General features: G+C 40.4%; 23 protein-coding genes and 1 pseudogene. 13 read left to right on the top strand and 11 right to left on the bottom strand.

Going from position 1 to position 22413, the window contains the following annotated elements:
* The coding region (locus L650_RS0106520; RefSeq protein WP_029772593.1) for an OsmC family protein at window positions 1-855 on the top strand (855 nt) is incomplete at its 5' end.
* A gap of 51 nt (window positions 856-906) precedes the next feature.
* Here the strand turns inward: L650_RS0106520 and L650_RS0106515 are convergent.
* Complete coding sequence (locus tag L650_RS0106515) at window positions 907-1431, bottom strand: hypothetical protein (RefSeq protein WP_029772592.1); 525 nt, start codon at window positions 1429-1431, stop codon at window positions 907-909.
* 3 nt (window positions 1432-1434) lie between these two features.
* Window positions 1435-2199 carry a hypothetical protein gene (locus L650_RS0106510; RefSeq protein WP_029772591.1) on the bottom strand — a complete coding sequence of 255 codons (765 nt, stop codon included), beginning with the start codon at window positions 2197-2199 and terminating at the stop codon, window positions 1435-1437.
* Between the two features lie 125 nt (window positions 2200-2324).
* Here L650_RS0106510 and L650_RS0106505 point away from each other — a divergent pair, with 125 nt between their 5' ends.
* Window positions 2325-2648, top strand: coding sequence for a hypothetical protein (locus L650_RS0106505; RefSeq protein WP_029772590.1), 324 nt, complete (start codon window positions 2325-2327; stop codon window positions 2646-2648).
* A gap of 90 nt (window positions 2649-2738) precedes the next feature.
* Here the strand turns inward: L650_RS0106505 and L650_RS0106500 are convergent, their stop codons facing one another.
* From L650_RS0106500 to aspS, 3 genes are all read right to left on the bottom strand, one after another.
* Window positions 2739-3335, bottom strand: coding sequence for a pentapeptide repeat-containing protein (locus L650_RS0106500; RefSeq protein WP_029772589.1), 597 nt, complete (start codon window positions 3333-3335; stop codon window positions 2739-2741).
* Window positions 3336-3364: 29 nt separating this feature from the next.
* Window positions 3365-3595: a hypothetical protein gene (locus L650_RS0106495; protein WP_024033669.1), complete on the bottom strand. Its 231-nt coding sequence runs from the start codon at window positions 3593-3595 to the stop codon at window positions 3365-3367.
* A 189-nt stretch (window positions 3596-3784) separates the two neighbouring features.
* Window positions 3785-5563 carry an aspartate--tRNA ligase gene (aspS, locus tag L650_RS0106490; protein WP_029772588.1) on the bottom strand — a complete coding sequence of 593 codons (1779 nt, stop codon included), beginning with the start codon at window positions 5561-5563 and terminating at the stop codon, window positions 3785-3787.
* A gap of 247 nt (window positions 5564-5810) precedes the next feature.
* On the opposite strand from aspS, the pseudogene L650_RS0106485 reads away from it, so the two are divergent.
* From L650_RS0106485 to L650_RS0106470, 4 genes and pseudogenes are all read left to right on the top strand, one after another.
* Window positions 5811-6660: pseudogene (locus L650_RS0106485) on the top strand (DUF72 domain-containing protein).
* Between the two features lie 13 nt (window positions 6661-6673).
* Window positions 6674-7171, top strand: coding sequence for a M48 family metallopeptidase (locus L650_RS0106480; RefSeq protein ID WP_029772587.1), 498 nt, complete (start codon window positions 6674-6676; stop codon window positions 7169-7171).
* A 142-nt stretch (window positions 7172-7313) separates the two neighbouring features.
* Window positions 7314-8123: a hypothetical protein gene (locus L650_RS0106475; RefSeq protein WP_128081045.1), complete on the top strand. Its 810-nt coding sequence runs from the start codon at window positions 7314-7316 to the stop codon at window positions 8121-8123.
* Window positions 8113-8505 carry a hypothetical protein gene (locus L650_RS0106470; RefSeq protein ID WP_212750829.1) on the top strand — a complete coding sequence of 131 codons (393 nt, stop codon included), beginning with the start codon at window positions 8113-8115 and terminating at the stop codon, window positions 8503-8505. The genes L650_RS0106475 and L650_RS0106470 overlap by 11 nt, the downstream gene beginning before the upstream one ends.
* Before the next feature lie 88 nt (window positions 8506-8593).
* On the opposite strand, the gene L650_RS0106465 is transcribed toward L650_RS0106470, so the two are convergent.
* Window positions 8594-9283 (bottom strand): DUF3334 family protein, encoded by a 690-nt coding sequence (locus tag L650_RS0106465; protein WP_004588943.1) that lies wholly within the window; start codon window positions 9281-9283, stop codon window positions 8594-8596.
* Window positions 9284-9399: 116 nt separating this feature from the next.
* Between L650_RS0106465 and cmoA the strand changes: the two genes are divergently transcribed.
* From cmoA to L650_RS0106440, 5 genes are all read left to right on the top strand, one after another.
* Window positions 9400-10125, top strand: coding sequence for a carboxy-S-adenosyl-L-methionine synthase CmoA (gene cmoA, locus L650_RS0106460; protein WP_029772584.1), 726 nt, complete (start codon window positions 9400-9402; stop codon window positions 10123-10125).
* A 12-nt stretch (window positions 10126-10137) separates the two neighbouring features.
* A complete protein-coding gene (cmoB, locus tag L650_RS0106455; protein ID WP_029772583.1) occupies window positions 10138-11106 on the top strand; it encodes a tRNA 5-methoxyuridine(34)/uridine 5-oxyacetic acid(34) synthase CmoB in 969 nt (322 codons plus the stop codon).
* A 181-nt stretch (window positions 11107-11287) separates the two neighbouring features.
* The gene (gene purM, locus L650_RS0106450; RefSeq protein WP_029772582.1) at window positions 11288-12340 is read left to right on the top strand and encodes a phosphoribosylformylglycinamidine cyclo-ligase; all 1053 of its coding nucleotides are present in this window, start codon (window positions 11288-11290) and stop codon (window positions 12338-12340) included.
* Window positions 12340-12945, top strand: a complete 606-nt coding sequence (gene purN, locus L650_RS0106445) for a phosphoribosylglycinamide formyltransferase (protein WP_029772581.1) — start codon at window positions 12340-12342, stop codon at window positions 12943-12945. Before purM ends, purN begins: the two co-directional genes overlap by 1 nt.
* 16 nt (window positions 12946-12961) lie before the next feature.
* Complete coding sequence (locus tag L650_RS0106440) at window positions 12962-13699, top strand: DUF3108 domain-containing protein (protein WP_029772580.1); 738 nt, start codon at window positions 12962-12964, stop codon at window positions 13697-13699.
* A gap of 73 nt (window positions 13700-13772) precedes the next feature.
* Here the strand turns inward: L650_RS0106440 and L650_RS0106435 are convergent, their stop codons facing one another.
* Window positions 13773-14537: a class II glutamine amidotransferase gene (locus tag L650_RS0106435; protein ID WP_004587229.1), complete on the bottom strand. Its 765-nt coding sequence runs from the start codon at window positions 14535-14537 to the stop codon at window positions 13773-13775.
* Between the two features lie 297 nt (window positions 14538-14834).
* Between L650_RS0106435 and fadE the strand changes: the two genes are divergently transcribed.
* Window positions 14835-17291 (top strand): acyl-CoA dehydrogenase FadE, encoded by a 2457-nt coding sequence (fadE, locus tag L650_RS0106430; RefSeq protein WP_029772579.1) that lies wholly within the window; start codon window positions 14835-14837, stop codon window positions 17289-17291.
* Between the two features lie 4 nt (window positions 17292-17295).
* Here the strand turns inward: fadE and L650_RS0106425 are convergent, their stop codons facing one another.
* Window positions 17296-18408: a DUF6136 family protein gene (locus L650_RS0106425; protein WP_029772578.1), complete on the bottom strand. Its 1113-nt coding sequence runs from the start codon at window positions 18406-18408 to the stop codon at window positions 17296-17298.
* A complete protein-coding gene (locus tag L650_RS0106420; protein WP_029772577.1) occupies window positions 18405-18995 on the bottom strand; it encodes an ATP-binding cassette domain-containing protein in 591 nt (196 codons plus the stop codon). The genes L650_RS0106425 and L650_RS0106420 overlap by 4 nt, the downstream gene beginning before the upstream one ends.
* Window positions 18996-19162: 167 nt before the next feature.
* On the opposite strand from L650_RS0106420, the gene L650_RS0106415 reads away from it, so the two are divergent.
* Complete coding sequence (locus L650_RS0106415) at window positions 19163-21085, top strand: alpha/beta hydrolase family protein (protein ID WP_029772576.1); 1923 nt, start codon at window positions 19163-19165, stop codon at window positions 21083-21085.
* Window positions 21086-21152: 67 nt separating this feature from the next.
* Here the strand turns inward: L650_RS0106415 and L650_RS0106410 are convergent, their stop codons facing one another.
* Together L650_RS0106410 and L650_RS24090 are read right to left on the bottom strand one after the other, a co-directional pair.
* On the bottom strand, window positions 21153-21719 hold the full coding sequence (locus L650_RS0106410; RefSeq protein ID WP_223230550.1) for a transcriptional regulator: 567 nt from the start codon (window positions 21717-21719) through the stop codon (window positions 21153-21155).
* A 267-nt stretch (window positions 21720-21986) separates the two neighbouring features.
* On the bottom strand, window positions 21987-22133 hold the full coding sequence (locus tag L650_RS24090) for a helix-turn-helix domain-containing protein (RefSeq protein ID WP_223230549.1): 147 nt from the start codon (window positions 22131-22133) through the stop codon (window positions 21987-21989).
* Between the last annotated feature and the right edge of the window lie 280 nt (window positions 22134-22413).

Below are 22413 nucleotides of genomic sequence, written 5' to 3'. Positions count from 1 at the left end.
GAGCATATTCCTGAGGTATCGGCTATTACAACAATTGGCGCTCCTTCAGATGCACAACACGTTGCACATAACTTTGAAGCCCATTTAGACGAAATAAACGCCGCAGGTGAAGCTAAAGTTAGCTTAGCTGGGCGCGAATTTACCATAAAAAAACAATTTGTAGAGGACATAGCAAAGTACGACCGTAGCCATATAGGCAAATTAAAACGCGCACTTTTAGTTATGCACTCCCCTGTTGATGCCACGGTTAATATTTCAGAAGCCGAGAAAATTTACGCATCAGCCAAACACCCAAAAAGCTTTATTAGCCTCGATAACGCCGACCACTTACTAAGTAATAAAAACGATGCCGAGTACGCTGCTACGCTAATTGCTAATTGGGCAAACCGCTACGTTAAATATGAGCAAAGCAACTACAGCGCAAAATTAGAAAACGGCAAAGTACTGATTGAAGAAAAAGATCATATATTTACTCAGCACGTAAGTACTAAAGATCATACATGGCTTGCCGATGAGCCATTAAAAGTAGGTGGCAGTAATTTAGGCCCCGATCCTTACGACCATATACTCGCAGGCCTAGGCGCGTGTACCTCAATGACACTGCGTATGTATGCAACCTTAAAAAAGTTGCCGCTTGATCATATAAAAGTAGAGCTTGAACACACCCGCGACTATTACAAAGATTGCGACAACGGCGAATGTACCCAAAACCTAGAGGCCATTACCCGTAAAATTACCCTACGCGGCGACTTAACCGAAGCACAGCGCCAACGCCTGCTCGAAATAGCCGACAAATGCCCTGTGCATAAAACCCTGCATAACAGCCCAATAGTAGTAAGTGAATTAGTTGAGTAACTAAAACAAAAATAGCGCAGCTGTGGCTGCGCTATATACGAAAAGCAATAACTAAGATTCAATTTTTTTAAAAAATTGAACGGTCTTAATATTCTCTAACAAGTTAGGATCACAAGTATACTCAAACTCCCCCATTTGGTCAGAGCTATGCTTATTTGGAGCGGATAAAATCGCAGGCGTTGGGGCATAAGCTTTTAAAAGGACGCCACCTGACTCAATAGCATTTAGACCACTGGCAAAAGCTTCTGCAACACTTTGAAGAGGAGTCCAACAAAAACCTATTTTATTTTGTTGGTATAAAAAATGACATTCACCTCGATACAAAACCAATCCATTTCCACTGTAGGTTGGCATAGTTAACTTTAATACATTCAGTAAAAGTTTATCATTTGAAAGTTTACGTCTTAAGTGACCGCCGTTTTCTGTCCATAGAAGATGGACTTTATCTTTTTGAATATCTAAGTCGTGGTATTCTCTTAATATAAATGTAAAAGCTTGTGTCCAAGTTAATTTATTTAAATCACAAGTATAATTACCATTAACAAATTCCCGACCTACTTGCTCATATAATTCCATCTTTTAGTCCAAGAAGTTTAGCTGATTACTACTTATAAATCCGGTCATTTCTTTACTCATTCTCTGTACCAGCCATTTTGGTCCGCCGTCGTACATATCGTTATGGCGCGATTTTTCAATTATTACTTGACTAACAGGGAAGTTTTTTAGCTCTGTTTCATTTAATAAAACATTCGCATCGGCTGCGTAATCACTACCACGCAGTGTAAGCACGCGTATATTTTTATTACGTGGGATCAACATGCGGCGGTGATCGAGGGTAATTATTTGGCTTACTTCATTTGGGTAAATTGAAGCATATAAAGCAGATATATCGCCGCCGTTTGAGTGGCCAAATAACGTGAGCTGGGAAAAGTTATACTCAGGGTATTGAGCACTTAGCTGATTAACTAAAAACTTAAGCGTAACCACACCGCGATGCCAGTTTTCCATGCGGGTGGTTAAATAAGGCTGTATGCGATTAAGCGCAGGGTCGGTTTTTAGCTCATGTGCGACTGCAATGCTTAAATAACCCTGTGCATTAAATAGCTTACTCGCAAACGTGTAGTCATTGTGGCTAATGCCGTAGCCTGCATTTATAAATGCTACAGGGCACTTTGCGTGTACGCTGCATTGATTACTCTCATTGGGGTATGTGATATTTATAGGGATGGTGCGATTGCGGCTTTGATCCACTATTACATCATCAGCAAAGCTTAATGGTGATATTAAACTCGCGGTTAGGCTAAATGCACTTAATGTTAGTAACTTTTTTATTGTTTTATGCATGTTGTAACTTATATAAATTATTGTTTTTAAATAAAAATAACTTTTACTATAAAGGTTAGCGCGCGCCATTGCTAATGTATGCGATAATACGGGTATTATTTTTAGTTAATTTAGAAAAGTACCCCATGAAATCATACAGCACTATTGAACAACGTATCGACATTTTGCAAAGTCGAATAGAAACCTACAAAGAAGAAATCGCCGTGTTACAGGCCGAGCCAAAAAGTAACAACGAGCGTATTATTTTTAAATTTATTGAAACAGGCAGCACAGGTAAAACAAAAGACTTTGTGCGCGAACTTGGTATTAAGTCGCCGCGCGATAGCTTATATTCATCAGGTGATGTAACCAAATTAATCAAAGACGGCGCTGATGACATCACCCCTGCACTGCTTGAAATTGCCCGCACATTGGCAAACGCACGTAATAAAAATGGCCCTAGCTGTTAATACCAAGCTACAGGCCACTGTTTAATCTTATTAAAGGTTATTCATTGTTTAGAGGCTTGCAATATGCAGCTTCTAAACGCTCCTCACATATTAATCGCAAAGCTCAATGTTAAGGCTTGTCAGTAAATTAAGGGCTTCAAAGCGCTCAAACTTAGCCCCCGCTAACGTATTACTGTTTAAATCTATATTAAATTCTGTAGCCCCTACAAAGTCACACTCAGTTAAAGTGGTTTGAAAAAACTCACTATCGCGAAAATTACTCCCTGTAAATGTACTTTGCTTTAAATTGGCATGTCTAAAATCAACATTTTTTGCAAAGCAGTGTATTAATTTTAGTGATTTTAAAGTTAATTCATAAAAAGAGCAGTTACTAAGCTCACAGCTATTAAAGCTCACCGGCGCATCAATACTTAGCGCTCCCCAATCTGCATCGCCCCATTGCACGCTGTTTAACTTACAATGGCTAAAGCTTACATTTTCAAGCGAGCTGTATCCCCATTCAATGCTCGATAAATTGCAATGCTCAAAGCTGCACTCTATAAATCGACACGTTTTAAATTGCCCCTGAGATAAGTCGCAATTTATAAACGTACATGCTTCAAATTCTGTGTTTTGGAGTGTGTGTTTTGCTAGCTGTAAGGCACTAAATTGCTGATCGCAATAATAGCTATTATTAGAAATTGGCACTGTGACTATGTGTCCGTATTTAGGGTTGTTTAATGGGCATAAGGGCTGGTTTTTGGCAAGTCTTGTTTAAGCGCTAATAAGGCGATAAAAATTAAGCCAAAGAGCGGAAATACCGCTAAACATCCGCCTACAAAAGCTAAAACGCCCGGCATGGTGCTTTTTCGTTTACCTATTTTGTAGCTAATAAGCGCAAAAATTGGAATGCAAAACAAAATAAAAAAAGCTAAAAATTCACCAAATAATGTCAGATTAAACGACATAAGAACTCCCTCTCTATTGAATAATATTTGATACCAAGCAACTTAAATATTTAACTATTCTAGCGTGCTAAATAGACTAATAACTTAACACGATTGATATGAACTGGTTTAAATTTAACCATAAAAAAACCCCTAGGCATACTCCTAAGGGTTTTTAAATCTAGCTAAGCGCATTTGTTGCGCGCGGTATTACTCTTCGCTAGGAATTGCTTTTTCTACCACACTGATTGCAAGCTCAGTTAACGAGTCGCTATTAGCTTTGCTAGGTGCATCGGTTAATAAGCACGATGCTTGAGTGGTTTTAGGGAACGCAATAACGTCACGAATGTTATCGGTACCACATAAAAGCATAACTAAACGGTCAAGACCAAAGGCTAAACCAGCATGTGGTGGTGTGCCGTATTTAAGGGCATCAAGTAAAAAGCCAAACTTGTCTTGTTGCTCTTGCGCATCAATACCTAAAATTCTAAATGCTGCTTCTTGCATATCGGCATTATGAATACGTACCGAACCGCCACCTACTTCGTAGCCGTTTAATACCATGTCGTAAGCATCTGAAATAGCCGCGGCAGGGTTTGCTTCAAGCTCTTCTGCGCTAATATCTTTTGGTGCGGTGAATGGATGATGCACAGCATGTAACGTGCCTTCGTCATCTTCTTCAAACATTGGAAAGTCAACAACCCAAAGTGGCGCCCAGCTATCAAGGTTAGTGATTTCTAAATCAACACCAATCTTCAAGCGAAGCGCGCCCATTGCTTCGTTTACAACGTTGCGTTTATCGGCACCAAATAAAATAATGTCGCCCGTTTGTGCGTTAGTGCGTTCAAGTAACTGGGTAATTACCTCTTCGTTTAAAAACTTAGCCACTGGAGATTGAACGCCTTCAGCGCCTGCATCACGGTCGTTTACTTTCATCCACGCCATACCTTTAGCGCCGTAAATGCCAATAAACTTAGTGTAATCGTCAAGTTGCTTACGCGAAAGCTTAGCGCCACCCGGTACTGTTAATACAGCAACGCGGCCTTTTTCGTCGTTAGCAGGGCCTGAAAATACGTTAAACTCTACGTCTTTTACTAAATCAGCTACATCAACAAGCTTCATTGGGTTACGTAAGTCTGGCTTATCAGAACCGTAAAGGCTCATTGCCTCGCTGTAAGGCATAATTGGGAAATCGCCTAAATCAACGTTTAATAATGATTGCCACATTTCACGGATCATTTTTTCAGTCATACCACGTACTTGATCAGAGCTCATGAACGAGGTTTCTAAATCTATTTGGGTAAATTCAGGTTGGCGATCGGCACGTAAATCTTCATCACGGAAACATTTAACAATTTGGTAGTAACGGTCAAAACCCGACATCATCAACAATTGCTTAAACAACTGTGGCGACTGTGGTAATGCGTAAAAGCTACCTTTATGAACACGGCTTGGTACTAAGTAATCGCGTGCACCTTCTGGTGTTGCTTTTGTAAGTACAGGTGTTTCAATGTCTAAAAAGCCATTGTCATCTAAAAAGCGACGAACAAAGCTGCTTGCTTTAGCGCGCAGTTTAATACGGTCGCTCATTTCAAGGCGACGTAAATCTAAGTAGCGGTACTTTAAACGGCGCTCTTCAGAGTTGGTTTGATTAAAATCAAGCGGAAGCGGCTCAGAGCGGTTAATAATAGTTAGCTCAGTGCCTAAAATTTCTACTTCGCCTGTTGCCATGTCTTTATTTACTTGGCTTTCAGGGCGCGCACGTACAACCCCTTTTAACTGCACACAAAACTCTTGGCGAAGTTTGTTAGCGTTATCCATTAGTCCTTCAACCTCTGGATCGAATACAACTTGTACTAACCCTTCTCTATCGCGTAAATCGACAAAGATAAGTCCACCAAGGTCACGTCGTTTGTTGATCCAGCCACATAGTTCAACTTCTTGATCTACGTGAGTTTTATTTAGCTGTCCGCAATATATAGAGCGCATAGTTTTCCTGTCAGATAAAAGGCTTAAACGGTTATATTTATTTGTTTTAAGGCGTGTGATTTAAAAAACTGGTCACCACAATACAAATAAAGCCGCTAGCAATCTAAAAATAATCAAATTAAGCCCTGCATTATACCCAAGTAGTATCAAGATGCTAGGGCGTGTTGAACGTTGGTGGTTGAATTTGCAGCAAGCACCGTATGTATTTGGTACACTTACGCCACGAAGTCATTAAGCCACCCTTTTTATGTTATATATTGGATGCCCTCAGTGGTCGAGCAGCGCCTGGAAAGGCAACTTATTTACCCGCCAATGTAAAAATGCCGATATGCTAAGCCAATATGCCCAGCATTTTAATTCAGTTGAAGGCAATACCAGCTTTTACGCAGACCCAGCGCCAAGCACTGTTTTACGCTGGGCTCAAAGCGTACCCGAGGACTTTAAATTTACGTTTAAGTTTCATCGTCGCTTTAGCCACGAGCTTGCGCTTAGTAATGTTCAAACAGAACTTAATGACTGGCTTACGTTATTTGCCCCAATACTTGAAAAAACAGGGCAAATAATGCTGCAATTACCCAAAGCGTTTGGTCCAAGCGATTTACCTAAATTAACGCAATTTATTAGCTTGCTCCCCAAAGAGCTAAAGTACGGTGTAGAAGTACGCCATAGTGATTTTTTTAAAAAAGGTGAGGCCGAAATTGCCCTTAATCAGCTATTAATGGCAAATAATATAAACCGTATTTCTATGGATACCCGTGCGCTTTTTGCAGTAAAGCCCACCACCGAGGCTTTAATAGATGCACAACAAAAAAAGCCCCACTTACCGGTACATGCAATAGCTACTGGCTCNGCAGCCGATGGCACGCTTTGTAATAGCCGATTTACAAAACGACTATAAACCCTTTTATAAACCGTGGCTCAATAAAGTAAAACAATGGCTTGATGAAGGTAAATCCCCGTATGTGTTTTTTCATACTGCTGATAACCGTGAATCTCCACTCCTTGCTAGGCAGTTTTGTGAAGACCTAGGGTATAATCACCCGGTATTAAATCCATTCAGCGGCGAAAAAGAAGCCCACCAGCCAACGCTTTTTTAAATAGAGAATAAAAATGAGTGAATACGCACGTTACTTTACCGGCTACCCAGCTAACATTGTTGAGCAAGTATTAAGCCTTATAAATAACAACAAGGTATGTGACTACTTACTTAAAAAGTACCCACACGCGCACACCATAACCACCGACAAACTACTTTACAGCTACGCCACTGATTTAAAAAAGCAGTATTTAAAAAACGCCCCACCGTTTGGCCGCGCTGCATTTAAAAAACAAGGGGATATGGTTACCAACGCACTCGGTACTCACACCTACCGCATGCAGGGTAAAACCCGTAAGCACGATTTAGCCATAAACAGTGACTTACTGCGCGCACCCGAGCCACTGTTAAAAGCGCTAGTCGTACACGAACTCGCCCACTTTAAAGAAAAAGATCACAATAAAAGCTTTTATAAAATGTGCTGCCACATGGAGCCGCAATACCATCAGTTAGAGTTAGATTTACGGATTTTTTGTGTGGTGGTGGCAATGGGTGAGAATCCTTATGTTTAGCTGATTTTAGCTGTGACAAATATCTATCTATTAAGTAGTATAAGTTACACATTAAAAAAGGAATTATCTAATGCCCCCTAGTTACTCTCTTAGAATAGATTTTGCTCGTAATGTAAGCAACCCCGAAAGAGTCTTCAACTCTATGGGTTTACTTGTTGAAGGTTTTGATAAACTACACTCAACGATACTACTAGGCTTTGGCACAAAAATAGAGTTTAGTTCCGCACTTTCAGAAACACGGAAAGGATCTGTAATTGCCGATATCAAACATAACGTCATTGATAAAGTCAGGGGGGTCAACTTTGAATCTATCTGCGATGCAATTTATAGAGGCCTCGAAGAAGAAATTGCAGTAGCAAAAAAGATTGACTCTGAATCTGACGTTAAATTATTTGCTGAGAAAATTTATTCTCAAATAGCCGCTAATGGACTTGATTTAGAAGAGTTTACTTGTGAATCAAATCTAAATTTATTCGAAATCGCTGAAGCTCTCCACAAAATAGATAACGCGTTGAATCTACTCTCTGAAGAGGATAAAGCACAGTTTGGGAAAATGAAGAAATTTGTTGATATTTCAGATGATTTTTCATGTCCTCGACCTGCATCACAGATTTTCGAAAATGTAGAAGTGACTTTACCATGTCGAGAGGTTGTAGTTATTCGACGCCCTTCTTATGTTTTTGGTCTAAATTGGGACTTAGAAAGTAATTCAAGAAAACCTAAAAAGTTTTCAGCTAAAGTGACGGATGAGGTTTGGTTCGAAAGCTGGAGGAATCATGATAAAGATGCACAACTTTGGCCTGGCGATGGACTTTTAGCCGATATTAAAACTACTAAGAAAGTCAATAATCACCGACAAACGACATCTATCGAATGTGAAATTATTAAAGTTATACGAGTAATACCACAAGAAGAAGTTAAACAAACTGAATTGGATTTAAGTGATGGGTAAGATAAATTATGAGAGTGCAAAAAAGGAAGCTTTATTTATAGCTTTACCATTTTTTGTGCTTTTATTACTTAAAGTACTCCAAGGCGATTTCATTGGTTTTATTAAACTTTCGGATTTTGCTTTAGCAACGTCAATACTATGGGGGCAATTGCTAGCAAAAACATTTGATGTACCAGATAAAAACAAAAACAAAGATAAATTCAGCACTAAACAAGTACAAATTTTCATCTTTTCGTTTTTATCTTTAACTCTTTATATCGGGCTTAATTTTTTAAATGATATTAGCGAAATCGTATATTGGGCTCAACTCACTTGGTATGGATTTTCAATCCTTTATTACATCCCAATATCAACGTTAATGAGTGATTTAACAAAGAGGTGATAAGCTGAATTTTTTAATAACTCACTGATAGCTTAAAACTGACAGCTCAAAAGCACGTTGGGTTTCGCTTCGCTCAACCCAACCTACATTACAGCCCTAGCTCAGCCATAAAGTCATCATCGGCATCATCTTGTTCTGCTTCTTTTGACTTAGCTTTTGCTTTTTCGGCCTTTTGCTTAGCTTCGTTTTCGATAATGTCATCAGGGTCTATCGCTTCTACAATGTCAAAGTCATGTAGTTTAATAAACTCTGTTTTATCCATTGCCAGCTCTAGGTAAAAGATATTTTGGTTGCGCGTAGTAAAGGTTACGCGGCGTGCTTGTGGACGATCCATAGTGGTATCAACCGATATTTGCACTTGTTTATTAATCGCCATCATTTTTGGCTGGTTTTGCGTAATAGAGGTATGTAACTGCTCACGCACTTTAGAAGTGAAGTCACCAACAATTTGGTTCATCAGCTCGCCCATTACATTTGAAACGTCATCTGATAAATGACTGTGGGCAATTTCTTCTTCAGGCATGCCCATATTGCGCATGTAATCGCCGTAAATTTCCATTGCCGCTTGCGCTGTAAAATTAGTGACTACCAGCCCTGTAAAGCCACCATCAAATAATACAAAACAGCCAATGTCTGGACGCATACAGGTGCGCGTTATTTTTTGCACCATAGCCGAGTAGCTAATTTCGTTACCACTGGCTGATGACAGAACACCCGTCACTGAATGACATAGGGTTGCTAATATATCGTCTGTGCTAATTACCTTACTTTTGCTCATTTAACGTTCTCTTTTATACTTATTATTCATAATTCTAGCCAAGCTACTGAATTTATCACTGACTATCCAGTATAAAATGTTAAAATAGTGCCATTATTTTTAAAGAGACTGCCTTAGTGAGTATAAAAGACAGTATTTACGCCTCTGAGCAACAAGTAAAAGATTTTAGCTTTGACCAAAATGTGGTTGAGGTTTTTCCGGATATGATCCAGCGCTCTGTGCCTGGGTATGCCACCATCGTAAGCACTATGGGTAAATTGGCCGGTGAATATGCGCAAAGTAATTCAAACCTTTACGATTTAGGCTGCTCGCTTGGTGCGGTTACCCTAAGCATGCGCCGTAATATTCGCACCGATAACTGCCACATTATTGCTGTAGATAACTCACAAGCTATGGTTGAGCGTTGTAAGGTTCATTTACAAGGCTTTAAGTCAGACGTGCCTGTTACAGTAACTTTAGGCGATATTAACGAGCTTGAGATTCAAAATGCGTCGGTAGTGGCCATGAATTTTACCTTGCAATTTATTCCGCCATTCCAGCGCCAAGCCGTGCTTGAAAAAATTTACGCTAACTTAAAACCCGGTGGCGTACTGCTCCTTAGCGAAAAAATTAAAGCCGAAAACGAGCAGTGCGATAATTTATTAATTGATTTGCACCACGACTTTAAACGCCACAATGGCTACTCAGAGCTTGAAATAAGCCAAAAACGTACTGCCATTGAAAACGTGATGCGCCCCGATACGCTAAGCACTCACTTTAATCGTTTAAGCGACATTGGTTTTAACCAAACGCAGGTGTGGTATCAATGTTTTAACTTTTGCTCAATGGTAGCAATTAAATAAAGAGAGTGACTTATGTCTCAATGGTTTAACCAATTTTACGCAGCAATTGCACAAAGCCCGCTTAGCCACTGGCTAGAAACCCTGCCCGCTCAATTAAAGCATTGGCAAAACGAGGCAAGCCATGGCGATTTACCAAAATGGCAAAAAGTACTTAAAAATCTGCCAGAAGTAAAAACAACCCACGTTGATATCGCCACTAAAGTAGAAATTGGTGCACCGGGGGAGATGAGCGAAGGCGAGCAAAAACAAGCCACGCATTTATTAAAACGCATGATGCCATGGCGCAAAGGCCCCTTTACTGTACACGGTATTGAAATAAACACTGAGTGGCGCAGCGATTGGAAGTGGGACCGCCTGCTTCCCCATATTGAGCCATTAAAAGGCCGCACAGTATTAGATATAGGCTGTGGCTCTGGCTATCACTTATGGCGTATGCGCGGTGAAGGCGCTGAATTTGTAGTGGGTATTGACCCTTCTGATTTATTTTTGTGTCAGTTTCAGGCCATTAAACATTACAACCCAGACGAAAACGTGCATTTATTACCATTAGGTGTAGAAGCACTACCCGAGCTTAAAGCGTTTGATACGGTGTTTTCTATGGGGGTGCTGTATCACCGCCGCTCGCCTATCGATTTTTTAGCGCAGTTAAAAGCGCAGCTTCGCCCAGGTGGCGAACTCGTACTAGAAACGTTAGTAATTGAAGGCGATGAAAACACCGTACTTGTACCTACCGACCGCTACGCAAAAATGCGCAACGTTTGGTTTATTCCAAGTACTGCTGCACTAAAACTGTGGATGGAGCGCGTTGGCTTTAAAGATGTGCAAATAAAAGATTGCGCAATTACCACGCTTGATGAGCAACGCAGGACCGACTGGATGGAAAACGAATCGTTAGTTGATTTTTTAGACCCAAACGATATCAGTAAAACCATTGAAGGTTACCCTGCTCCACTTAGAGCAATACTAACTGCCAAAGCATAAATAACTAAAAAGCACCCTAGGGTGCTTTTTTTGTGCAATTAACAAACTAATAGCGGACAAGTGTCCTTGTTAATTATTTCAAAACTATATTTGAGCTAGCCGCGCAGTTGCAATTGTTGTAAAATACGCGCGTTTCTAAGCTATCGAAAAGCAACCCCAAGCAATTATTTGAGGAAAACCTGTGAGCGAACAAAAACAGTCATTAAGCTATAAAGACGCGGGCGTAGATATCGACGCTGGTAATGCACTTGTTGAGCGTATTAAAGGCGTAGTTAAAAAAACGCGTCGTCCAGAAGTAATGGGCGGAATTGGTGGTTTTGGCGCTCTTTGCGAAATTCCAGAAGGTTACAAACAGCCAGTACTAGTAGCAGGTACTGACGGTGTAGGTACTAAACTACGTTTAGCTATCGACTTAAAAAAACACGACACTGTAGGTATTGATTTAGTTGCAATGTGTGTAAACGATTTAATAGTACAAGGCGCTGAACCCCTGTTTTTTCTAGATTACTATGCAACAGGTAAACTAGATGTAGACACAGCGGCCGATGTAGTAACCGGTATTGGTAAAGGCTGTGAGATTTCTGGCTGTGCCCTGATTGGCGGCGAAACAGCTGAAATGCCAGGTATGTACGATGGTGAAGACTACGACATGGCCGGTTTTTGTACCGGTGTAGTAGAAAAATCTAAAATTATTGATGGCACAAAAGTAGCAGCCGGCGATCAACTTATTGCCCTTGCCTCTAGCGGTCCGCACTCAAACGGCTTTTCTTTAATTCGTAAAGTGCTTGAAGTATCAAACGCCGATACGAACCAAGTTATTGACGGCAAAACACTAGGCGAGCACTTACTAGAGCCAACCCGTATTTACGTTAAACCTTTACTTGAGTTATTTAAGCAAGTAGACGTGCATGCCCTATCGCATATTACTGGCGGCGGCTTTTGGGAAAACATTCCGCGTGTATTACCTGATTCTGCAAAAGCAGTAGTTAAAGGCGATAGCTGGCAGTGGCCAACCGTTTTTAACTGGTTACAAGAAAACGGCAATATTACTACGCACGAAATGTACCGTACATTTAACTGTGGTGTAGGCATGGTATTAGTAGTACCAGGCGACGCGCTAGAGCAAAGCTTAAGCATTTTAAAAGAGCTTGGCGAAAACGCATGGCACCTTGGTGAAATTCAAGATGCCGTTGCCGGCGAAGAGCAAGTAGAAATTGTAGGTGGTGCTAAGTAATGGCACCCATTCGCTTAGTGGTATTAATATCGGGTAGTGGTTCTAATTTACAAGCCANGGCTGTTATAAGTAACAAAGCAGACGCTTACGGCCTTGAGCGTGCAAAACAAGCAGGTATTGCTACAAAAGTGCTCAGTCACAAAGATTTTGACTCGCGCGAGGCCTATGATGCGCAATTAATGAACGTTATTGACTCTTTTATGCCAAATCTAGTTGTATTAGCTGGGTTTATGCGTATTCTTACTCCTAGCTTAGTGCAAAAATATGTTGGAAAAATGTTGAACATTCATCCATCTTTGTTGCCTAAGTATCAGGGGCTGAATACCCACCAAAGAGCAATTGATGCAAAAGACGATGTTCATGGCGTAAGTGTTCATTTTGTAACTGAAGAGTTAGACGGCGGTCCCGTTATTCTTCAAGCGCAAATACCTGTACTCAAGGATGATACAGCAGAAACATTAGCTAAACGCGTGCACGAACAAGAGCATATAATTTATCCTTTGGTGGTCAAGTGGTTCAGTGAACACAGACTTACTATGGAAGCAGATTATGCAGTTCTTGACGAAAAACAACTTCCTGCACACGGCGCGCACTACCCACAATAAAAAAATAAGTGCCCTGCTGTTATGTGTGGGCGCTTTACTTCCTACTAGCCTAATTGCAGGCGAACTAACAGAGTATCAAGCCAGCTACGATATTTTACGCAAAGGTAAAAATCATGGCGAGGCAGTACGCGAACTTAAAAAAGTTGGCGAGCAAACATATCAACTTACTTATCACAGCAATATTGAGTGGATGATTTTCTCTGACAAGCGAGAAGAAACCTCAGTATTTACTTTTTTAGATAACAAAGTCACTCCTCATCATTACAATATGGTGCGTACCGGCACCGGCCCAGATAAAGATTATAAAATAGACTTTGATACACAAAATAAAGTGGTCACCAGCAGTACTAGCGAATACCCGCTAAAGTGCGAATGGACTGACGAATTTCAAGATGCTATTTCGTATCAAGTACAAGTACGCGAAGGCTTAAAAAAAGGCGAAACTTATTTTTCGTTTCCGCTTATTGATAAAAAAGGCAATCGCCGCGACTACAACTTTGAAGTGGTTGGCAAAGAAATGATTTCGCTGCCAATTGGTAACGTAGAAGCTATAAAAGTAAAACGTTTATACGATAACGATAAACGCCAAGCCCTTGCTTGGTTTGCACCCGAAATGGACTACATGCTAGTACGTATGTGGAAAGGCGAAAAAGGCATGGAGCAGTTTGAAGTACAAATGAATTCATTTACCGTTACCCAGCCTGTTTCTACTCCTGTAAGTGAGAGCAGCGAAGTCAGATCAGAAGCGCCGTAAACACGGTGATAGCAAACACAAAAAAACGCGATTTTATATCGCGTTTTTTTGTGTTTGCTTTTAGGCTAATTAACTAAATTAGTTCGCCCATTTTAAATAACGCAAACTCCCCTGGCTGCATTTTTTGCCAGCGTTCGTCGTTGGTTAATGGCCGTGTAGCTATTACTGTTACTACATCGTTTGGGGTGGTTTCTTCGTTAAAATCAACCACCATATCGGCATCAATTAACGTTGCTTTACCAAATGGCGCTCGGCGCGTTATGTAGTGTAAGTTATTAGTGCAATACGCCAATACAAATACGCCATCGGTCAATAACATATTAAATACGCCCTTTTCACGTAGCGTATGCGAAAGCTTAGCCGCATATCTAAATACAGAGGCCATATTAGAGGGACGTTTTGGGTATTTTTCACGAATTTTATCTAGCAACCAACAAAACGCCAGCTCACTGTCGGTGTTACCCACAGGGCGATAATATTGTGGTTTTAAATCGTGATAGTTAGATAACTGGCCATTATGTGCATAGGTAATTTCGCGTCCCCAAAGCTCACGGGTAAACGGATGGGTATTTTCAAGGCACACTCGTCCACGGTTTCCTTGGCGAATATGGCTAATTACCGACACGCTTTTAATGGGGTAAGCTTTTACTAGCTTGGCGATTTCTGATTGATAGCTTGGCTCAGGATCTTTAAAGGTTCTACACCCTTTACCCTCATAAAACGTTATACCCCAGCCATCTTTATGCGGGCCAGTATTACCACCGCGCTCTAACAAACCTGAAAAACTAAAACAAATATCCGTAGGTACGTTGGCTGACATGCCAAGTAATTCACACATTAATAAACTAACCCTTAAAAAATACGTATAAATAGCGCTGTACTTTACTATGCGCTACAACAGACATACTTACTTAAAAAAACTTTTTTGGCTAGCTGATTTACTGATTTTTAGCGCTTAAATAATCGCTGTGATTGAATTAAACACAGCAGTGGTGCATGCTTGTTCCTTATAAAGGGAATGATGATAAGCATAATGACTAGTTTGTCGTTAATTTAACGCTGTAATGTACTTGAAACTTACGCTCACTAGCGCTACTCTAACTGAGGTGGTCTGACCTCTATTAAGGAATAAGCAATGACACTCATATTTACACTCGGTTTAATCGCTCTGCTCAGCATCGCGGTTTACCACAGAGCGAGTTGGAACACAGCACTTGGTGTTTCTGCCGCAACATTATTAATTGGTACCTTTGCAGGTGCTTTTGGTTTAATTAGCTGGTTGATCTTTTTGATCATCGCGGTTCCTCTTTCTGTTACTGGCATTCGTCAGCAATATATAATCAAGCCGATTTTTACTACCTTTAAAAAAGTAACACCAAGCATGTCTGACACTGAAAAGTCAGCAATCGATGCCGGTACTACATGGTGGGAAGCTGATTTATTTTGTGGTAACCCAGATTGGAAAAAGCTACACCAATACCCAGTACCAAAGCTGACTATTGAAGAGCAAGCCTTTATTGATGGCCCTGTAGAAGTAGTATGTAGCATGCTAGATGATTGGGAAGCAACACACGAGCTTACCGATTTACCGCAAGATGTATGGCAATATCTAAAAGATAATAAATTCTTTGCCATGATCATCAAAAAAGAATACGGCGGTTTAGAGTTTTCTGCGTTTGCACAATCTTGTGTTCTGCAAAAGTTAACCAGTAAATCGACCTTACTATCGTCAATTGTAGGTGTACCTAACTCGTTAGGCCCTGGTGAATTACTACAGCACTACGGTACTGAGGATCAAAAAAATCATTATTTACCGCGCTTAGCCCAAGGCCAAGAAATTCCATGTTTTGCATTAACCTCGCCAGAAGCAGGCTCTGACGCAAGCTCAATTCCAGACTACGGTGTTGTGTGTAAAGGGCAATGGAACGGTGAAGAAGTAGTAGGTATTAGCCTTACTTGGAACAAGCGTTACATTACTCTTGCACCAGTGGCTACAGTACTTGGTCTTGCCTTTAAACTACAAGATCCAGATGGTTTACTAAGCGACAACAAAGAGCCAGGCATTACCTGTGCGCTTATTCCAACTAACACGCCAGGTGTTGAAATTGGTCGTCGCCACTTCCCGCTTAACGTACCATTTCAAAATGGCCCGACTCGCGGTAAAGATATTTTTGTACCCCTTGATTACATTATTGGTGGCCCAGAAATGGCTGGCCAAGGCTGGCGCATGCTGGTTGAATGTTTATCGGTTGGCCGTGCAATTACATTGCCATCAAACTCTGCCGGTGGCATTAAAACAATTGCCGTAGCAACAGGTGCATACAGTCGTATTCGTCGTCAGTTCCGTTTACCAATTGGTAAAATGGAAGGTGTTGAAGAGTCACTAGCTAAACTTGCAGGTTACGCTTACAGCTCAGATGCAGCGGTTAGTATGTCAACGGGGGCGGTAGATTTAGGTGAAAAGCCATCGGTTGTTTCAGCTATTATTAAATATCACCTTACCGAGCAAATGCGCGAGTCGACCATTCATGCAATGGACGTACTGGGCGGTAAAGGGATTATGCTTGGGCCAAATAACTATTTAGGTCGTGGCTATCAAGGTGCCCCTATTGCTATAACAGTAGAAGGTGCCAACATCTTGACCCGTAATATGATTATTTATGGTCAAGGTGCAATTCGCTGTCATCCATTTGTACTAACCGAGCTTGGTGCTTGTGAAATTGAAGACCGCGAAGAAGCGCTTAACGTATTTGATAAAGCGCTAATGGGCCACATTGGCTTTACAATGTCGAACCTTGTACGCACTAAGTGGCTTGCGCTTAGTGGTGCACGTTTTACTAGCGTACCGTACAAAGACGACACCGCAGAGTTTTACCGTATAGCATCACGCTTTAGTGCATCGCTTGCGCTTATGTCTGACATTAGCATGGCGGTATTTGGTGGCTCGCTTAAACGTAAAGAACGTATTTCAGCACGTTTAGGTGACTTACTAAGCTACTTATATTTAGTGTCTGCAACGCTTAAACGTTATAACGACGAAGGCCGTAAACAAGAAGATTTAGCCCTAGTAAAATGGAGCTGTCAGGATCATCTTTACCATTGCCAACGTGCCCTTGCTGATTTAATTAATAACATGCCGTCTGCCCCATTACGTGGTGTATTAAAAGTATTGTTATTCCCGTTTGGTCGCCCGGTTCGTAAACCTACCGACAAACTTGAGCATAAACTAGCACAACTACTTCAAGTACCTAGCGAAACGCGTAACCGTTTAGCAAGCTATGTTTACTTAAAAGATGAGCCACTAAACCTAGTTGGCCGTCAAGAGCAAACACTTAAAGATGTACTGGCTGTAGAGCCGTTATTTGAACGAGTATGTAAAGAAAAAGGCCTTAAACTGCCATTCTTCCAACTTGATAAAGTAGCGCAAATGGGCCTTGAAGCTGGCATATTAAGCCAAGCAGAAGCTGATAAATTAGCCGCTGTTGAAAAAGCCCGCTTAGACGTAATTAACGTTGATGACTTTGACCCAGCTGATTTATTAGCAGGCAAAGCCGCACGTAAAAGTGAAGACAGCAAAGCAGATGCAGCTTAACCCGTTAGGTTAACGCAGCCAACAGTCCGCCTGTTGTGATCATCCAAACCAGCGCGTAATGCGCTGGTTTTTTTTGCACGATAGCTTGTTGGAGTGCGCACCAAATAATGCCAGTTAATAGCAACAAGCCACTTGCTTGGTTGAATAAAGCAAAAAATCCAATAAGCGAAAGTAAGAGCACAATTAAACTAGGAACAAATTGGCCAATAAAAAATGCTGTTTGCTTATTCTGCATTTTAAAAAACACACTATATTGTTGATGTAGATGACTACAATCAAATTGTAATGAACTACTAAACAACACCACAAAAGCAAGTGACAAAATACTGAATATATCAGCTAAATTAGTGCGCTCTTGTAGTAGTACCTCAAATGCCATAAATACGCACAACAATAAAGCACCTCGCCAAATCAAAGTCCAGCTGTTGTGTATAAAAAACATTAGCCAAAAGCCTGTAAGCGAGCTTAGCTCTAACTTAGCTGCAAAATTAAAAGGTACCATTAAGGTGCTTAAGGCAAATAACAGCACAAAGGCACACTGATAAATCAGTGGACTTACATCAAACGGTAACATTAGCCACATTGCAGATAATAAAAATCCATAAACAAGCGCTATTGGCTTGTATAAGCATAAAATGCCGAGGAGAAATTGTAATAGTAAAAACACCAAAAAATGCGGCACCCTAAGCCACTGGTCTATGCTCAGGTCAATCGCAATAACAAGGCTTGCAATCAACCAGCCATTACTTAACAGCAAAAGCTTTATATCCACCAAACCAAGCCAATACCGCTTTACCAATGTCTGTTGAAACGCTCGTTGGGCTGAGTTTTTTATTGCAGACTTCATTGCGCTTAACATTACACTTTGTAGCAATAAATACAGCCAAGCCATTTGCGCACCATATTGAGGTGCATCACTACTATCAATAATTTTTCCAAGCCCTAAAAAAAGTAGCAATATCAAACCCAACACTGACGAGCCTAACACCACTAAAAATAACAACCCAAAGCTTTTCAGTTGTAATAATAATTGTGTAAGTTCAGTCTTGTATGCCTGAAAACGATAATCCATAAAAGAGCGGTATTGGCCAATAGATTGTTTTAAATTTGCAATCATAAAGGCATACACTCAAAGCCATGCAGTAAAAAAGGCTCGGGCTCGTGACAGGTGATAATTATTTGACCTTGTGGCTTATTTACTAAATATTCATCAAGTAAAATTAATAAATACTCAATACTCGCTTGATCAAGTGCTGCACTGGGTTCATCTAACAGTAAATACGGTGCATCACGCATAAGTGCTAAAATTAACTGGCACTTCTTTTGGTTCCCTGATGATAGAGCGTCAAAGCCTGTATTTAGAAATTCATTAAAATTAAATCCATCGACTATAGCTGTTGGCCAACAACAGCCAAATGTATTTGAGGATAAGTTAATTATTTGCTTTGCTGTTAAAAAGTCGGGTAAAGCAATACTGTCAGAGGCTATAGCAACTTGCTTATGTGGTTCAGTTAATGCGTTTCCAGAAAACAAAAGCTCACCACTTTCGTAAGTTTCAAGCCCCGCTAACATCATCAATAGAGTTGTTTTCCCTTGGCCATTAGGTGCTTCGATGCATATTTTAGGTGCACAGAATCGCACGTTATAACCATTGTACAATATGTTTTCAGCAAACTGTTTATGTAACCCAATAACTTCTATCATAAATACGCACTTTTCAACGAGTTATCATTATAGCGAATACTTATATAAAAACGATTTATGGTTTGTAACACTTTATTACTGTTTGCATATCAGAAATACTTGCGTTTGAAAAACGTTAGGTCAACACTTCTAAATGAAAACATAACTATAAACCAAGGAATGTACCTATGAAAAAAGCCCTCAAACTTGCCTGTATTACCTGTGCTGTATCTCTTGCATTAGCGGGTTGCAATCAATCTAATAGTTTAGTCACTAGCGCTGTAAAAACTGAGCAAACACAACAAATAAAAACCTACGACGCAAAAACTTTTTTTGACACCACCTCTATTATGGGCAGTAGTTTTTCACCAAGTGATGATAAAGTGTTAGTCAGTAGCGATGAAAGCGGCATTTACAGCTTATACGAAGTCGATGTTAAAACCGGTAGTAAAACCCGCTTAACTAATTTTGAAGACAGTACTTACCCAGTACGCTATTTCCCTAATGATGAGCGTATATTGTTTACCAAAGACTCAGGCGGTAACGAACGGTACCATGTTTACGTGCGTGAAGTTAACGGTTCAATCAAAGATTTAACCCCTGGCGATGAAACACGAGCTGGCTTTGCAGGTTTTACAAAAGACGGCAGCCAGTTTTTTATCTCAAGTAATCAGCGTGATGCCAAATTTATGGATTTATATCGTGTAGATAGTGAAACCTATAAAGTGTCTCCTGTTTATCAAAATGAGCTCGGATTAGATGTTGGCGCCATTAGCCCCGATGGACGCTTTATTGCTTTATCTAAAAATAATAGCAATAAAGACAGTGATACATACATTCTTGACACTTATAAAAAAACCCTCAAGCCACAACTTATACCCCAGCATGATGATCCCGCAAAATATATGCCTGAAACCTTCTCTGCTGATGGTAAATATTTATATTACTCTACAGACGAAAAAGGCGAGTTTTCACAAATGTGGCGCTATGAGTTAGCCACAGGTAAGCACACGCCGGCCTTAGAAGATGAGTGGGATGTAACCTTTATCTATTTTTCTAAATCTGGTCGCTACCAAGTAAGTGGTGTCAATGCCGATGCCAGTACCAAAGTGTCTATTTTAGATACTCTGACAGGTAAACAAGTTGCTATGCCCGCCCTACCCAATGGTAATTTACACGGTGTGAATTTCTCAAGTGACGAGAAAACCATGGCGTTTTATTTAACCTCAGACACCTCACCAAGCAATTTATTTGTTTGGCAAGTGGGTAGTAATAAAGCTAAGCAGCTTACTAACACATTAAGTAAAGACATAGATCAAAACGACTTAGTAGAGAGCACCATTGTACGCTTTAAAAGTTTTGATGCTCTAGAAATACCAGGCGTGTTGTATAAACCCAAACAAGCCAACAGAAACAATAAAGTACCTGCGCTTGTGTGGGTGCATGGTGGCCCTGGTGGGCAAAGCCGTACTGGTTACAGAGCAATGCAACAACATTTAGTTAATCATGGCTATGCTATTTTTGCAGTTAACAACCGGGGGAGCTCAGGGTATGGCAAAACATTTTTTCATTTGGATGATAAAAAGCACGGCACTGACGACTTACAAGATATTGTGTACGGTAAAAAGCACCTGCAGAGTTTAGAGTGGGTTGATGCAGATAAAATTGGCATCATAGGGGGCAGCTACGGCGGCTTTATGACTGCTGCAGCCCTTGCTTTTGAGCCGGAAGAATTCAAAGTCGGTATTAATATTTTTGGGGTTACTAACTGGGTAAGAACGCTAAACTCAATTCCACCCTGGTGGGAGAGTTTTAAAAAGGCTTTGTACGATGAAATGGGCGACCCTGCAACAGATGGTGAGCGTCATCGGGCTATATCGCCACTATTTCATGCTAAAAATATCACTAAACCTTTAATGGTAATACAAGGCGCTAACGATCCACGTGTTTTACAAGTTGAAAGCGATGAGCTCGTTGCCGCAGTCAAAGCCAATGGCGTGCCAGTAGAGTATGTATTGTTTGATGATGAAGGGCATGGTTTTACTAAAAAAGAAAACCGTATAACAGCCTCTAACGCTTACTTAAACTTTTTAGATACCTATCTAAAATAGCGCTTAAGCCCATACAACTATGGGCTAAATTTAAGATAAAAGCTGTGTGCTTGTTCGCATACAGCTTTTATGGGTGACGCGTTAATTTTGGTTCTAATACCGCCAGAGCTAAACCAAATACAGCTGCAAATAATCCAATAAACTCAAGCCAGGTATTACCTGCATGTATTATGTAGCGTGGGACAGCATTTGTTGTATAAACACGTTTACCACCCGTCACGTCTTCGACAAATGATTCACCGATATACTCATCCATTAATTTAAAAAGTTCAACACGCCTAGCAAGCATCTCTTTAAGTTTTGCTGTACGCTTTTCAGCACTAGGATCTATTATATAATCTTTCCAATGATTGAAAACATTGAGTGGTTCATCATTTTTAATAATTCCAATTGAGCGATACTCATAAAAATGTTCGTTAAACACATAATTTTTATGGCCTGCATAAAATAGTGCACACCCAAACGAAATTAAAAACATTGCTAAATAAATCAATTTACGCTGAGTTACTGAAGTGCTCACAGCTTTATTTTTATACCACTGCTCAACATCCGGTATCTGCATAAGCCTGGCTTTATCATGACTTGATACAAGCGGCTTCATAAACTCATCAATTGAAAGATCTAATGCTATCAATAAGGCTCTAAATATTTCATTCGAGGGAATTGATTTATCGTTTTCAAGTTTTGATATATACCCAAACCACCTCAAGATGCAGAATTCAGCGTCTCACAGGGGCTTAATATCAAGGCGTTACTTTGCAACAATGGCAGTCCCTTTTAAGAAGTAACAACGATGAGAGTAAGTGCCTGTGAAACGCCCAAAGGGTTGGTTTAAAAGCGATTGATACTGCGTTATTGATTTTAACAATAGAACCACTATTAATTGCAATCAATGCCTTGCCTAAATCGCTTTTAATTCCAACTGAAACTCGCATCTTGAGGTAGTTTGGGTATGATTTTGCTCTATCCCTACTTGCTGGGCAAATTCAGGTTGGCTCAATTTTTTATTATTTCTTAGCTGCTTTACTTGTTGACCTAGTGTGCTCATTTTAGTGCTTCCTTTTTTAAAGTGAGACTAGATTCTTGGCTATTCATGCAGATATAAGAAGCTGAATATTAAAGAATAGGCAGGAATATTAGCAGGTTAGCATTAAGTAGTCGATTTTTTAGCTGATAGCTGATAGCTGATAGCTGATAGCTGATAGCTGATAGCTGATAGCTGATAAAAATTATATTTGGATTAGTTAATAAGGAAATTGTTTATTGCTTGCTATTGAGGAAATAACAAGTGGCGGAGTGGACGGGACTCGAACCCGCGACCCCCGGCG

The sequence above is a fragment of the Pseudoalteromonas sp. TB51 genome, assembly GCF_000498055.1.
In the GTDB taxonomy this organism is placed as follows: Bacteria; Pseudomonadota; Gammaproteobacteria; order Enterobacterales; family Alteromonadaceae; genus Pseudoalteromonas; species Pseudoalteromonas atlantica.
Note: the sequence above shows the minus strand (reverse complement) of the source record. Positions and strands in the feature narration are given on the sequence as shown.

Bases quoted from the DNA above. Each gene is read 5' to 3' on its own strand.
- L650_RS0106515 (WP_029772592.1), bottom strand. From the start codon at position 1,431: ATGGAATTATATGAGCAAGTAGGTCGGGAATTTGTTAATGGTAATTAT.
- L650_RS0106420 (WP_029772577.1), bottom strand. From the start codon at position 18,995: ATGATAGAAGTTATTGGGTTACATAAACAGTTTGCTGAAAACATATTG.
- fadE (WP_029772579.1), top strand. From the start codon at position 14,835: ATGACACTCATATTTACACTCGGTTTAATCGCTCTGCTCAGCATCGCG.
- L650_RS0106435 (WP_004587229.1), bottom strand. From the start codon at position 14,537: ATGTGTGAATTACTTGGCATGTCAGCCAACGTACCTACGGATATTTGT.
- L650_RS0106475 (WP_128081045.1), top strand. From the start codon at position 7,314: ATGGGTTTACTTGTTGAAGGTTTTGATAAACTACACTCAACGATACTA.
- L650_RS0106510 (WP_029772591.1), bottom strand. From the start codon at position 2,199: ATGCATAAAACAATAAAAAAGTTACTAACATTAAGTGCATTTAGCCTA.
- L650_RS0106505 (WP_029772590.1), top strand. From the start codon at position 2,325: ATGAAATCATACAGCACTATTGAACAACGTATCGACATTTTGCAAAGT.
- aspS (WP_029772588.1), bottom strand. From the start codon at position 5,563: ATGCGCTCTATATATTGCGGACAGCTAAATAAAACTCACGTAGATCAA.
- L650_RS24090 (WP_223230549.1), bottom strand. From the start codon at position 22,133: ATGAGCACACTAGGTCAACAAGTAAAGCAGCTAAGAAATAATAAAAAA.
- L650_RS0106480 (WP_029772587.1), top strand. From the start codon at position 6,674: ATGAGTGAATACGCACGTTACTTTACCGGCTACCCAGCTAACATTGTT.
- L650_RS0106495 (WP_024033669.1), bottom strand. From the start codon at position 3,595: ATGTCGTTTAATCTGACATTATTTGGTGAATTTTTAGCTTTTTTTATT.
- cmoB (WP_029772583.1), top strand. From the start codon at position 10,138: ATGTCTCAATGGTTTAACCAATTTTACGCAGCAATTGCACAAAGCCCG.
- L650_RS0106425 (WP_029772578.1), bottom strand. From the start codon at position 18,408: ATGATTGCAAATTTAAAACAATCTATTGGCCAATACCGCTCTTTTATG.
- L650_RS0106465 (WP_004588943.1), bottom strand. From the start codon at position 9,283: ATGAGCAAAAGTAAGGTAATTAGCACAGACGATATATTAGCAACCCTA.
- L650_RS0106415 (WP_029772576.1), top strand. From the start codon at position 19,163: ATGAAAAAAGCCCTCAAACTTGCCTGTATTACCTGTGCTGTATCTCTT.